Source organism: Sphingobacterium sp. MYb388, from assembly GCF_037479535.1.
GTDB lineage: Bacteria > Bacteroidota > Bacteroidia > Sphingobacteriales > Sphingobacteriaceae > Sphingobacterium > Sphingobacterium anhuiense.
Genome location: NZ_JBBGYV010000005.1, coordinates 313,899 through 328,226 on the forward strand (window position 1 = coordinate 313,899; position 14,328 = coordinate 328,226).

11 protein-coding genes and 1 pseudogene are annotated in these 14,328 nt (G+C 34.9%); 2 read left to right on the top strand and 10 right to left on the bottom strand.

The window, feature by feature from the left end:
• Window positions 1-107: 107 nt before the first annotated feature.
• Complete coding sequence (locus WH188_RS17665) at window positions 108-380, bottom strand: hypothetical protein (protein WP_132773561.1); 273 nt, start codon at window positions 378-380, stop codon at window positions 108-110.
• 128 nt (window positions 381-508) lie between these two features.
• Window positions 509-1,347 (bottom strand): annotated as a pseudogene (locus WH188_RS17670) (aldo/keto reductase).
• A 130-nt stretch (window positions 1,348-1,477) separates the two neighbouring features.
• On the opposite strand from WH188_RS17670, the gene WH188_RS17680 reads away from it, so the two are divergent.
• On the top strand, window positions 1,478-2,122 hold the full coding sequence (locus WH188_RS17680; RefSeq protein WP_132773565.1) for an NAD(P)H-binding protein: 645 nt from the start codon (window positions 1,478-1,480) through the stop codon (window positions 2,120-2,122).
• A gap of 245 nt (window positions 2,123-2,367) precedes the next feature.
• A complete protein-coding gene (locus WH188_RS17685; protein WP_168126866.1) occupies window positions 2,368-4,581 on the top strand; it encodes an NADP-dependent isocitrate dehydrogenase in 2,214 nt (737 codons plus the stop codon).
• A gap of 82 nt (window positions 4,582-4,663) precedes the next feature.
• On the opposite strand, the gene WH188_RS17690 is transcribed toward WH188_RS17685, so the two are convergent.
• The 8 genes from WH188_RS17690 to WH188_RS17725 all read right to left on the bottom strand — a co-directional run bounded on the left by WH188_RS17690 (window position 4,664) and on the right by WH188_RS17725 (window position 14,288).
• The gene (locus tag WH188_RS17690; RefSeq protein WP_132773569.1) at window positions 4,664-4,885 is read right to left on the bottom strand and encodes a hypothetical protein; all 222 of its coding nucleotides are present in this window, start codon (window positions 4,883-4,885) and stop codon (window positions 4,664-4,666) included.
• 102 nt (window positions 4,886-4,987) lie between these two features.
• Entirely contained in the window at window positions 4,988-5,428 is a 441-nt protein-coding gene (locus WH188_RS17695; RefSeq protein WP_168126865.1) for a MepB family protein, read from the bottom strand.
• 322 nt (window positions 5,429-5,750) lie between these two features.
• Window positions 5,751-7,016, bottom strand: coding sequence for a hypothetical protein (locus tag WH188_RS17700; protein ID WP_339424444.1), 1,266 nt, complete (start codon window positions 7,014-7,016; stop codon window positions 5,751-5,753).
• Between the two features lie 6 nt (window positions 7,017-7,022).
• On the bottom strand, window positions 7,023-9,035 hold the full coding sequence (locus WH188_RS17705) for a hypothetical protein (RefSeq protein ID WP_132773574.1): 2,013 nt from the start codon (window positions 9,033-9,035) through the stop codon (window positions 7,023-7,025).
• Window positions 9,036-9,039: 4 nt separating this feature from the next.
• The gene (locus tag WH188_RS17710) at window positions 9,040-9,726 is read right to left on the bottom strand and encodes a hypothetical protein (protein WP_031288690.1); all 687 of its coding nucleotides are present in this window, start codon (window positions 9,724-9,726) and stop codon (window positions 9,040-9,042) included.
• Between the two features lie 171 nt (window positions 9,727-9,897).
• Window positions 9,898-10,527 carry a response regulator gene (locus WH188_RS17715; RefSeq protein ID WP_132773576.1) on the bottom strand — a complete coding sequence of 210 codons (630 nt, stop codon included), beginning with the start codon at window positions 10,525-10,527 and terminating at the stop codon, window positions 9,898-9,900.
• 5 nt (window positions 10,528-10,532) lie between these two features.
• A complete protein-coding gene (locus WH188_RS17720) occupies window positions 10,533-12,785 on the bottom strand; it encodes a sensor histidine kinase (RefSeq protein WP_168126862.1) in 2,253 nt (750 codons plus the stop codon).
• 150 nt (window positions 12,786-12,935) lie between these two features.
• Window positions 12,936-14,288 carry a WG repeat-containing protein gene (locus WH188_RS17725; protein ID WP_132773578.1) on the bottom strand — a complete coding sequence of 451 codons (1,353 nt, stop codon included), beginning with the start codon at window positions 14,286-14,288 and terminating at the stop codon, window positions 12,936-12,938.
• Between the last annotated feature and the right edge of the window lie 40 nt (window positions 14,289-14,328).

The window sequence follows — 14,328 nt, forward strand, 5'->3', positions numbered from 1 at the left end:
GATATCCTTACAGCTTTTTTGATATAAATACCTGGTTTTATATGTGATCAATAAATAATCTGAGCCCGTGTTGTCTGTGATTATCAATCAATTTTGATGCACGATAATTAATCATCCAAATCCGCCATGTAGATGTCATGTACGACAAATTTAACTTGTGCATTAGGTAATAGCATATCCATGACATCTTCCGAATCTATTGGATACAAAGTTTCACTATCTGCATCAAGCATTTCAGAATCAGGTATGAGCTCAAAGAATGTAATTCCATTGCTCTGTGATAATTCCTCCACTTTTATGCAGACAACATCTTGATTTTTCCAATTTGACCAGATGGTTTTATTGAACAGTTGATATGGATTTTTTTCTGAATTAGACATGTATGCAAACATAGTCAATCACATCTCTACAACAAAATTTATTCTTAAGTAAGAGTCCTGGTCACCTTGGTACAGATGTAAATTATACAAAAACAAGACCTGTGCAGCACTTTAAGTACAATTCTTTTTTAGAATGGTACCTCTGCTGGGTTGAGTCCTGAAAAACCTAAATCCCCCATATTTTTAATTAATGCTATATCTTCAGCAGTCAATTCAAAATTTGATAGGTCAAGATTTGCCTTGATATTGATCGGATTAGTAGATTTTGGTAACGGATTAATATCCTCCTGTAGTGCAAATTTAATGCAGATCTGGCCGACACTAACGTTATACTTTTGCGCTAACGAAAGCAATACTTCATTGTCAAGAATTCGACCTGATCCAAGAGGTGACCAAGCTTGTACCAAAATGTTGTTTTCTTTACAGTACGAAACTGTTTCTTCCTGTAAATACCCAGGGTGAAATTCCAGTTGATTGACAGCTGGTTTAATTTGTACTGTTTTCAAAAGGGTTTCAACATATTTCTTAGGAAAATTACTTAGACCAATAGCTTTGACTCTTTCATCAACATATAATTTTTCAAAAGCTCTCCAGGTATCAGCATTAATTTCTGCCCAATTTTCAAATTGTGCTTCATTAGCCGGCCAATGAATAAGGTATAAATCAACATAAGTTAAATTGAGTAAAGCTAGTGATTTTTCAAATGCAGTTAATGTGTTTTCATATCCACGGTCCGCGTTCCATAATTTTGTCGTAATAAAAAGATCATCACGATCAATTCCACTATCTTGAATGGCCTTTCCAACACTTTTTCGTTACCATAAACGGCAGCAGTATCGATATGAATATAACCCGCATTTAATGCCTCAGCTACCGCATTATAGGCAGGCGCACCATCTTCGATTTGCCAGGTTCCGAAACCGATAGCAGGAATCTTAATCCCGTTGTTTAATGTATATGTAGTCATGTATTAAAGTTATTTGTAAATAATAAAACTAAAATTAACGATTCTAACAGGCAATCTCAGTTCCTCCGTTTATTTTAGTGAGAATTTGACAACATAATGAAATATGGAAACGAATCATTATATTTAATACATGGAAGCAATTGTTATTGGAGGAAGTGGAGCTACAGGAAGAGAACTGGTTAGGCTATTATTAGAAGATGTACGCTTCACTAAAGTCCGTGTATTAGTACGTAAAGCTTATTTTGAACAACATGATAAGTTAGAAGAGATTATTGTCGATTTTGACAAATTATCATCTTATCACCAAGTTATAAAAGGAGAAGTTGCATTTTCATGTCTCGGCACAACTTTAAAAGATGCAGGAAGTAAAGATGCACAATGGCATATAGATTACGATTATCCACTGGATTTTGCACAGCTAGCTTTCAACAATGGAGTATCCCATTTTGTTCTATTATCAGCAATAGGAGCAGATGCAAAATCCAGTATTTTCTATAATCGTATGAAAGGAAGTTTAGAAGAAGCAATCAAAAAAATTGGATTTAAACACCTTATGATATTGCAACCAGGCTTTATAGAAAGACCTAATTCAAATCGATTTGGAGAAAAGGTCGGACTGAAAGCAATTACTTTTTTTAATTCATTAGGTTTTTTTCGGCATTATGCGCCTATTAAAACGCATCAGCTCGCTCAAGCAATGATAGAAAGTGTTTTTTCATATGGATCAACCGTTCAAGTAATTTCATTAAAAGAAATGAGGGCACTAACTAAGTAATTAGATGTAGGCTGTAGCGCATATAGAATATAAGTGCACATGCATCTGAAAAGAAAGGTAATAGACAAATATAATTGTGTTTAATCCAGTCATGCCAACATTTTACTTTTAACCGTCATAATTCAACCTTTTGTAGCGATTTAAATTTCAATTTCCTATCTTTAGGCGAATTTTGAATCAGCCTCAGCGTTCGTTTTGAATTTCAATTTTGTTTAAGCAAATTAAAAGATTTCAATAAAAAAATTATGTCATCTAAAATCATTTACACCAAGACAGATGAAGCGCCATTGTTGGCGACTTACTCATTCTTACCTATTGTACAAGCATTCGCCAAAACAGCTGATATCGATGTTGAATTAAGAGATATTTCTCTTGCAGGTCGTATTTTAGCAAACTTTTCAGATGTATTAAGCGCAGATCAGAAAGTAGCTGATGCTTTAGCTGAATTAGGTCAGTTGGCAACAACTCCAGAGGCTAATATCATCAAATTACCAAATATTTCAGCTTCTATTCCGCAATTAAAAGGAGCAATTGCTGAATTGCAGGCAGCAGGTTATGCGATACCAAATTTCCCTGACAACCCAGAAACTGCAACAGAAACTGAAATTAAGGCAAAATATGCTAAAGTATTAGGTTCAGCTGTAAATCCAGTTTTACGTGAAGGAAACTCTGACCGTCGTGCTCCAAAAGCTGTTAAGAATTATGCTAAAGCAAACCCGCATTCAATGGGTGCTTGGTCGCCCGATTCTAAAACACGCGTAGCTTCAATGTCTCACGGTGATTTTTATGAGACTGAGCAATCAGTAACAGTAGAAAATGCAGGACAGTTCAAAATTGAATTTGTTAATGCAACGGGTGCTGCAACTGAATTAAAAGGCTTATCTCCATTAAAAGCAGGTGAAGTAATCGATTCATCAGTAATGAGCTTAAATGCATTGAAAGCTTTTGTTGCAGACACAATTGCAGCGGCTAAAGCGGAAGATGTTTTATTATCTGCTCATTTAAAAGCAACGATGATGAAGGTGTCAGATCCTATTATTTTTGGTGCTATCGTAGAGGTTTATTTTAAAGATGTATTTGCTAAATATGGTGAATTATTCAACTCTTTAGGTATCAATAAAAATAATGGTTTAGGTGAAGTATTTGCTAAAATCTCCGGCACTCCGCAAGAGGCAGAAGTTAAAGCAGCGATCGAATCAGCTATTGCTAATGGTCCAGATTTAGCAATGGTAAACTCTGATAAAGGTATTACAAACTTACATGTACCTTCAGATGTTATCGTTGATGCATCTATGCCAGCGATGATCCGTACTTCAGGACAGATGTGGAATAAAGAAGGAAAATCTCAAGATACCATCGCTATTATTCCAGATCGTTCTTATGCAGGAGTGTATGAAGCAACTATTGAAGATTGTAAAGAAAATGGGGCATTAGATCCTACAACGATGGGTTCAGTTCCCAATGTTGGTTTAATGGCTCAAAAAGCTGAAGAATATGGTTCACATGATAAAACTTTCCAAGCATCAGAAAACGGTTCGATCCGTGTTGTAGATGCAAATGGAAATGTTTTGATGGAACAAACCGTTGAAACTGGTGATATCTTCCGCATGTGTCAAACTAAAGACGCACCTATTCAAGACTGGGTAAAATTGGCGGTTAACCGCGCGCGTTTATCGGCTACACCTGCAGTATTCTGGTTAGATGAAAACCGTGCTCACGATAGAGAAATCATCAAAAAAGTTGAGAAATATTTAGGTGATTTTGATACAAATGGATTAGACATCTTTGTTATGAATCCTGTTGAGGCGACTAAATTTTCTTTAGACCGTATCCGCGAAGGATTAGATACAATTTCTGTAACGGGTAACGTATTACGTGATTATTTAACAGATTTATTTCCTATTTTAGAAGTTGGTACATCTGCAAAAATGCTTTCTATCGTTCCTTTAATGAATGGTGGAGGTTTATTTGAAACAGGTGCTGGTGGTTCTGCTCCAAAACATGTTGAACAATTCTTACAAGAAGGTTATTTACGTTGGGATTCTCTAGGTGAGTTTTTAGCTTTAGGAGCATCTTTAGAGCATTTGTCACAAACACAGAATAATGCGCAGGCATTAGTTTTGGCAGAAGCATTGGATGCTGCAACAGAAAAATTCTTAGCGAATGATAAATCTCCAGCACGTAAAGTAGGTCAAATCGATAACCGTGGTTCTCACTACTATTTGACAGCTTATTGGGCTGAAGCTTTAGCTGCACAAACAAAGGATAGCGTACTAGCAGCGAAGTTTGCACCTTTAGCTAAGTCATTAGCTGAAAATGAGGCTAAGATCAACGAAGAGTTGATTGGTGCTCAAGGTAAAGCACAAAACATTGGTGGTTATTATTTCCCTAATGATGATTTGGCTACAGCCGCTATGCGTCCTTCGCAAACATTAAATAATGCAATCGCTTCTTTATAGTAGTGATTTTATAAATAAAAGGGCTCCATTCATCGTGAATGGAGCCCTTTTATTTATAAAAATTATAAAGTATTATGGAATACTAATTTTTGTTCTTCATTAAATTCATTTCGAGTATAACCTGTTCTAAGGTCTCTTCATTAACAATAGGTATATGTTGTATTTTTACCATACTTTGCAGTTTTGTATCATTGTCGAGTAAATGAAAATTAGATCTCACAAAAGGATGAGCATTTGGTTTTTTAGAATCCTTATTTTCATTCATAATGGAATGATTTCTATTTTTATTTCGAAATGGATGCATAATGATTCGATTATGTCTGTAATTGGTATTTACAATTTACATAAAATAAATGAAAAGTACAATAGATTGGAATCTTGAAAATAATTTTTTAAAATTACCCCATCATAAGGTTAATAGTTGTTTAGCTTTTTTTAAGTCAACTTCTTCACCTGCAAGAATCTCTATAAAGTATAATTTTTGCCAAAGTTGTGTTTGTTTAGCCTGTTTATTCTCGGCGATATCCCAATTTGGATAGACTCTAAAACCTCGTTTACCAGCTTTACATTCACCTCTCAAGATACCATGTTTTAACAGAATGCTTCTAGGGAATATAAACAATCCAAAATCATTATCTTTTCGGGTAGCTATTATATAAAAATCAATAGGGTTACTGCCTGCATACGGAGTCGTAATTCCAGCTGCATCCCTATACCATAAGGTAACGAATTGACCAATCTTTTTAGGTGTTATCTTGGCTTTCCTATACTTAATTTTCAAATGGTCTAGATCAAAATTTTGAGCATCATATTCTTGACTTTCTCGTTCATATTTTCTATGTGCCATTGTTAATCCACAGGGCTGAAAAATAAATGTATTGATGAGCTGAATCTCCGTAGGGGTAAGGGTAATATCTTGCAATGTGATGTATATAATAATTTAAAAAGCTTATTTATATGAAACGGATTATGCATTTGAAGAATTGCTTGAACATGGTAAGCAGTTTCAAACTTTGTTAAAACTTGTATTGTTGCAAATATAAAGAGACTTGTGCAGATCTTTTTAAAGCGAGTGATATTAGCATAGTATATAACCTTAGATATAACAAAAAACAGACAGTATTTTTAAGTACTGTCTGTTTTCATGAAACCAAATATGACTATTAGTATTAGTAGGTGATTTCTCCCTTTATAGCAAGTTTATTTTTATCCATAAGAGTAGTTGTCATTGTAGCGCTGACTTTGCTCTGTTTTAATTTACTAAACGGATATATTGTCCACTTTTCTGGCCATGCATTAAAATCAATAAAGAAGTAAAAAGGGTGTTGAGTTCTTTCATTTTGAATCCGATCAGGAGATCGTTCAGAAGTTGTATTTAACAAGTATGAATCGATATGTGCTTTATGAAATTGATAAAACATTTTTCCAGGAAGGGACGCAGCTAATGGCTCGTTATATTTCCAGGTATGTACAATATAAGGAACAGCAATCTCTGTTACTTTTATTTCTTCTATAGCATTAAAATCATCATCATATGCATATGCAATCGAGGTATCTTTTTGGATGACACTATCGGTTTTAATCTCTAAATCCAAATAATTAGCATAATTCTTCTTTAACTGTTCCTGATTGAATCCTGTATACTTGCTCATAATCTGGGATAACAAAGGAAGATCATTTAGCGACAATAAACTCCATAAGGTAACAATTTGATTAGCTGTATCTATCTTTCTTACCTGAAGGTTCTGTTCTATACTTTCAGATAACAACCACTGTCCAGTAATGTCTGTCTTATGTTTCGTAACAGTAGCTTCAGCCATTAAACTTCTGTCTTTTAGGGCATAACCAATATGTTTTTTGGTCAAAGCATGTTCAAAGCCTTTAAAAGAACCGATCTGTACCCATGCATCCTGATTTTTTAACAGTGCATGGAGCTCACTAAAATCCGAATTAGGATCAAGTCCAATCGAATAAACAAGATGATTATGATCAAACAGTACTTTAATATGTTTTGCTATATTAACACTGACAATACCTTGTTTTTTATCTACAAAATTAATTGCCTTCGGATATTGGTTTGCAAAAAAAGAAAAACAATCATCATAGTTCGATACAGCTAATATTCCGCAGAATTGATTTTTCTGTGTATCATTACTAAATAAAAACAGACGGGCTGGAATAGATATTCCTGAATTCCATACGATTTTTTTTATCAAGTCTTCACCACCTTCTATTCCTGTAGAACGGGTATCAAAGCTCAAGAGCTGAGATACATTATCCAACACTAAGTCATCAACAGCAATGGAGAGAATACCGGTACTTGATTGACTGACATATTGTTTTTCAATCCTATTTTTACGGACAGTATAAGTCACCCATAGGAACGATATAAGTATAAGTAATAGCGAGCAGATGATAATTGTAATCCTTTTCATGTACAATTAATTAGCGATTTTACTATCCATGTTCTGCATGATATGTTTTAAAATATACTGTAATGCATTTTTATCCTCTTTTGGCAATTCTATAGAAAGTTCACCAGAGAATTGACGATTTTTTAACGTACTTCCTTTTAATTGAATATCGCCGTAAGTCGATAGGTCTTTCATTGTTTGTTGCAATGAAGCAGTTACTGGTACTTCTAGTTTATGGACTACTTCAGGAATAGCATTTGCGTGAACAACCAAATTGAATGGGTTAGCAAGTAAATCCTTTTTCACTTTTGCATTTTTAGTACCTTTAAAACGGTTTTGTTCAATAGAAGTTAATTGTTGTACATCACTACCCACAAATACAAGATCTTCCTTGAAAAGGATATAGATTGGTTTTATATTTTTCTGCTCAGCAATTTTGTAAATACCATTTTCCAAAGTTACTTCTTGTTTTTTTACAGCGAAGTCAAGTGTACGTTTATACAATCTTTGATCTTGAGAAGTAAACATCCATAAGAAATTAGGTACATACTCATCTTTCATTTTCGTAATTTCTTTGTAATTGTAATCATCATCATACTCATAGGTTACATACTCTTTATTAACCTTTTGAAGATCATTTAAGAAAAAAGCATGGTCACCTTTCATCACTTTACCGATTGCTTTCTCATCTAGTGCAATTTCTAAAGCTGTAGCGCCAATGGTGACAACGTCACTATATTCGCCTGCAATGGGAGCATACCAACGATTCACAAGGGCTGGCAGTTGTTTTAGATAAGCTTCCGTATTAATATTTACGGCCGCATATGCCAAATGGTTTTCAGGGATATATTTTGCAAATTTCTTGTTGATTTTACCATTGTACAACGGTTTGAAAATCTTTGCCATTTCAGCATCGACTCCCAAAGTTCCAGTAAACTTAATCGTATGCTGATCCTGGATTAAATCAAATGTACCTTCCTCATATCCATATTTAAATTTATCCATATCAATACCATAGGCCAATTTTAACACATCATAAGGCAATGCACCTTGATATAATTTATCTACATTGGGCACCCAGAGACGAATCAGATGTTTGTTATCTGTTAATTTGATCGCTTTATTGTTTGCCATGTTGCTCTTAGGATCTAAGTAGCCATTAAAGTCATTTGCAAGCCATGTTCCAAATAATTTATTTTTAATAGAATCATTTTTAGCTTCTCGAGCTTGATTTAGAAGATAAAGTGAGTCCGACTCCAAATCGTAAGCCTCTACTGTGTCTACTGAATCATCCCATTGATCTGCGGATATGGCTATAGTCGAATCAACAACAGCTTCAACGGCCTCCATTTCAGCTTCGCTTATTTCTTCTAATACGTTCACGGTATCAGGTAAAATTTCCTCTTCACTCTCAAAAGTTTCTTCTTCCATAGCCTCCACAGCTTCTTCAGCAGCAGCTGTAGCTGCGGTTGCCGCATCACCTAATGCTTCATTATAGGTCCAGGTGTCCGTCGCATAAGAGCCAAGATCTAAGCCGTAACGGTCTGCTACATCTTTCATTTGAAAATACTGACTGTGTACATCACCTGTGAGAATAAACATTGTTTCTGAATTCCAGGCAACCTGTGTTTTACCATCTTTGGAAACTCTTCTTTCATATCCATTATATATTGGAAGAACTTCATATTGTGAAAACATATGTTGTTTGACCTGATGGTTTGCTTTCAGGGGAAGTAAAATTCCAATGTAGTGTAAACTATCGGTATTTGCACGGTAAACATAAGCCTGTTTATCTAGATTAAAGTCCAGCTCTTTTAGGTTTTTGATTGGAAAATCCATGTTTTTGGCCTGTTCAAATGCACCTAGTTTAGTTAGTGTTTCGTTTAGCAGTTCCATAGAACTTTGTTCTACGATAGCTTTATTATTAATAGAAACAACAAAGTCGGCATGAGCCGGTATTTTGCTGGTCAGTTCTTGAGCTGTAGCCTCCATTCCTGCAAAAGCAGATAATGCTAACAAGGGTAAGAATTTAATATTCATGTAGTTATTTGTTATTTAAAGTGATGGTATTGGCTAATGAAACTTTGCCACTAGCAAGATCTGTAGCCTTTAACTTAAGTAGAACAGCTTTTGCAGAACTGGATATTTTTGCTGAAGCATGTTTTTGTGATTTGACCGTTTTATCAAAACGTATAATCTGTGTGTAAAAGGCATCATTAAAATATTTGCGGTCAGTTTCAGATATACGGGCATACTCTTTACTTAAAGTAGGAGAGTGTGTATATGTTCTGGTAAAGGTTCCAGTTTTAGCATCGTAGGAATAATTATTATTATTACCTAGGGCACTTTTAAAATGAGTTCCAAGCGCTTTACTAAAATTATTCAGAGCATTTACGGAAGCGAAATTGCAGGAGACAGTTGCAATATAATTGTTAAAATCTAAATTATATTGCACCTGACTTATACCTGGGGTATTTTTTAAAATACGGATCATGTCCTCGGTTTCACTCTTTATCTTCTCTTTTGTCGGAATTTGAATGCCATTTACACTTTTTAATTTCATCAGAGAGGCCACTTTAGTACTACTTTTACTAAGGTTGAGTGTAGCTTTAATACTGCCAGAACCATTGGCATTTAGATTGATATCTTCGATAAAGTCAAAGCAACTTGTCAATAAACTGCAACAGCAGATTAAGATTATTAATCGCGAAAACGACTTAAGTTTTATCATTTTTTATTGTTTTAAAGGATTTGCTATTATTCCTGCTAATTACCGTGCCATCATCGTACGGCATCAGATTTTCTTTCTAGGTTCTTAGCAATTTTACGTCTACTCAAAGCTAGAGATTAGAAGCAATTTCTACAATCCCCGAAACTAGTGGTTTTACCAATCAAAGTTCTACTATTGACGAATCAATCCATATTCTAACGCTAATTTAATTGCAGAACTAAGATTTTTTGCGTCAAATTTCTCAATCAAATTTTTACGGTGACTTTCCACAGTATGCGGACTAATAAATAGTTTTTCTGCGATTTGCCCCGTTGTTAATCCCAAAGATGCCTCAGTTAGTACTTCCTTTTCCCTACGGGTCAATTTTGGAACACTTTTGAGTTCATCTTTTGATTTTCTTTCAACAATATTTTTGGTTTGAGAACATAGAAATTTGTTTCCTTTTATAACCTGTTCAACTCCGGCAACAATCTCTTCCACAGAAGCATTTTTTTGAATATAACCTTGGGCCCCCTCTTGCAGTACACTATTGATAACAGCATATTCGTTATGTACACTGATTACTATAATACGCATTTGAGGATACTTGGACCGTAACGGTTTGATCAGCTCAATACTATTGGCATCAGGAAGATTAATATCCAGTAAAAGCACATCAACAGGCCCATCCGAAAGCGCTTTATGCATGGTTGATGCATCAGGATAACAACCCACTACTTCTAACATATCTTCCTTAGAAAGGATATTTTTCAATCCTTCCGAAAGCAAAGGATGATCATCTGTAATTGCTATTTTAATCATTTATTTTATTTTTTTGGAAATATAATTTCAACACTTGTCCCCACATCTTTTTCCGACTGTATAGTAAATTTCCCTTTAAGGAAATCGATCCGCGATTGTATATTATGAAGGCCTGCTGAGTGATTACCCTTAACCTGATCAATATCAAATCCTTTTCCATCATCTTCAACAGTGATGGTGTAATAATCAGCTTCTTCTACAATTTGAATGATAATTTGTTTGGGGGCAGCATGTTTTATTGCGTTATTAACCAACTCCTGGATTACCCGATAAACAAGTAATTGTTCATCTTTTGTAAGTTGATTCGAATAATGTAAAAATTGTACATCAATATCCAATTCTACATTGGACATACGAACAGCGTAATCTTGTAATGCTTCCTCAAGACCATATCTATTTAGCAAATCGGGCATCAGATTATGAGCTACGCGTCTTAGCTCTTCTACAGCAGTATCCAATTGCAGAAGAGATTTTTGCATATCATTTTTCATTGGGCTATCCACTTTATTTGTCAATTGAGATAAACTGATTTTTGTGGTGGATAAGAGGCCTCCTAGTCCATCATGAAGGTCCCTGGCCAATCGTCCTCGTTCCTGTTCCTGACCATCAAGCATAGCAGTTAATATTGATATTTTTGAATTCTGACGTTCCTTATCTAAAGAGAAATTGTACAGTTCCTTATTTTGACGCATACTTTTGGATCGCTGTTTATATGCGTATAGCATTAATAGTAGAACCAGTAAAAAAAACAAGATCAAAGCCACATAATATTTATTTATTTTCTCTTTATAAGAAATCTCATTTTTGAAACTGAGGATGTCCTGAGCACGATTTTGTGTCTCTAAACGAGATAGCTTAAGTTCCTGGGTTCTTTTTTCAGATTCAAGCTGTGTGAGCTCAAGTTCTTTTCGCTGATTTTCTTCATGCAACTTCAAATTCTCATATTGCTGTTTTTGCTGCAGACTGACGGTATGCAGCAAACGGAGCTGCTGTTCTTTTTTATCCGTTTCCAGTTGCATTCTGATAAGTTGTTGTTGCTGTCTTTCTTTATCAAACTGTGCTTCTAGTCGTTTACCCAATTCCAATTGTTCTTGATTGTATATGGATTTAAATGTTTCCATATACACTTTATGGTAACGTATGGCTTCAGCAAGATTATTCTCCTGTTCCGCAATTTCAGAGAGATTCTCGTAAATACTGAGGATGATGTTCTGATCCGGAACACTGCTTTTAGTAATCTCCATAAGTGCCGACAACAAATAGGCTTTAGCACGCTCAGGTTTTTTGTTTTTCAGTGCGATCTCCGCCATTATACCGTAAGCAGACGCAACATGCGTGTATTGTTGAGTCGCTGCTCCCTGCTTTAGGGCGAGCTCAGCATATTGAATTGCCTGATCTTGATAAGAATCAGGAAAAAAACTAAAGTAGAGGTAAGCTAGATTATTAGCAACAAAAGATAGATTAGATGGGAAGGGGATTGTAGCCTTATTTTTGTTATACGTATTAATAGCTAAGAGGTAATACTTTTCTGCCTGATCTCGTAATTTGTGGTTAGTATCGTTCTTTATGTACTGTTGTTCATACATATACCCCATGAGCATATAAGCGTCAAATATAGCAATGGGATCATTTTGTTGAATAGCAAGATCTAAAGCAAGTAGACTATATTTCTCCTGTAGCTGATGCTCATTCCAATTCGCATAAATTGAAGTTAGCTCCTTGTAAGTTGTAGATTTACGGCTATTAAGTGTACGGGATGGGGGAGCCTGATCAAAATAGCGGATCGCACGTAGAAAACTTCTAACAGCTTCACCTTCTTTATTATTTCTGGTATATAGCCATCCTTCACAATAACTTATATAACCCTTGATCTCTACATCTTTAGATTTGCTAGCAAACTCTTTTGCCTTATCAAAACTACTTTTAGATTCTTTTATACGCTCGCTGATTCTATAATTCATAGCCTCAATCGCATAAAGATTAGCCGCATATTTTCCATCTGGTAAGCGACTTGCTATCTGGATATTATCTTTAAGGATTTGACCGGCCTTAACTTCTTGTTGATTGAAAAATAAGGCAGTTGCATATTTGCCGGCAACTATTAATCTTTCTGGATTCGTAACAGATACTTTATCATATTGTTCCTTTAGTTTATCTAGCACTTCCTGAGCAGAAGAAAAGTTAAATAAAAAACACAAGATTAATAGAAGCAGAGTTTCTCTCGATTTATTGGTAAAATATAGTGCACTCTTCTTCATTTGCATTCATTCTGGACCTGTTATATAGGAGACTAAGATATCATTTTTTATAAACAATGTATAGATCGAAACATTAAAATAGTTGTTTAAACTCCATAAATGCAAGAAAACTCCCATATTTAGTAAAATAAATATGGGAGTTTTCTCATATTATTCAGCCTCTACAGCAGCAACCTCTAGACCTTTAGTATCAATATAATATATGTTTTCACCAGCTTCATCTTCCGAGACAATGGCTACACCATTATCAAACGCAAGTGCTGTTGAAAATTTAAAAGGAATAATTGTTTTACCTTTTTCATCAATGTATCCATACTTACCATTTTTCATCGCTAAGAAAATATTTCCTTCATCAGGTAAAGCCATATATTCATATCCTCCGGCTATTTTTTTATTATCTTTAATAGAGAGTAAAGAATAAGAAGTATCCTCGAACGTAATAAAATAGTCTTTATTTCTCATGAAAATGTGTTCATGTACTGCTGGTATGATCACCTGCTCCTTCTCATTCATAAAACCGCTTTTATCATTTTTCATGAATTGGATCAGCCCATTTTCCGGAAAACTCACCATCTCATATGTTGCGTTAATCAAAACGCTTCCATCAGCACGTAATAAACCGTATTTATCTTGTGCACCGTACATGAATGTTTTGGAGTCGTCAGAATAGTTTAGAAAATCGTGTTGTAGCGTAATAATTTCTTGACCGGCTAAGTTGATCGCTCCAAATTTATCCTCTGCATTGTTTACTATAGATATGTCTCCATCAAAAGGTGCTATAAAAGTATACTTAGGTTGAAAAAAAACTTGATCATTCTCATCTTTTAGTCCATATAAATCTCCGGTTTCATTAGTGAAAATATAGCGATTATCAGCAACTTGAAGATCACCATATCCTATTGCACTATCAGCTTGCATTTCCGTATAACTTTCTGGAATTTCGAATAGCTCTTGAGTCAATTCCTCAGAGTCGATCTTTTTTGCAATGTAGCCATCTCCCGATACCGTAATTGACAATGGTGCCCCAGGTAAAGTTTCTAAGAAATTGAATTCCGCCCAAGATAAATTAGGGATCTGCTCAGTATAATAAACCGCAAGTTTTACATCCTCGCCAGACTCCTCATCAGTTCCTATATTAATTATTGCTAGTTTACATGTATATCCCGCTATTTTTTTCTCTTGGCCTTTTATGTATTCGATCTGGATATCACTGTAATCATTTTTGGTACCGTCTTGTAGCATCAAGTACTCTTGAGAGTTAGGAACTAAAATAAATGATTTTAATTTTTTCTTATCTTTTATCTCGATGTGACTTTCATCCTGCGTATAAGCGATGCGCATATAATCCTGATTCACCCAAGCTCTTAATTGCGTATCATCCAGCTGTCCATTGTTTTCTCCCGATTTTATTCCGTAATCGATACGAAAAAACTTGTTGGATTGAGCTAGGGCACTTAAGCTCATTAAGCACACTGTTGCTAGTGTTAGTGTTATTCTCTTCATGATATTAATGTAATTCTAACACAAAAGTCATGATAGTTTT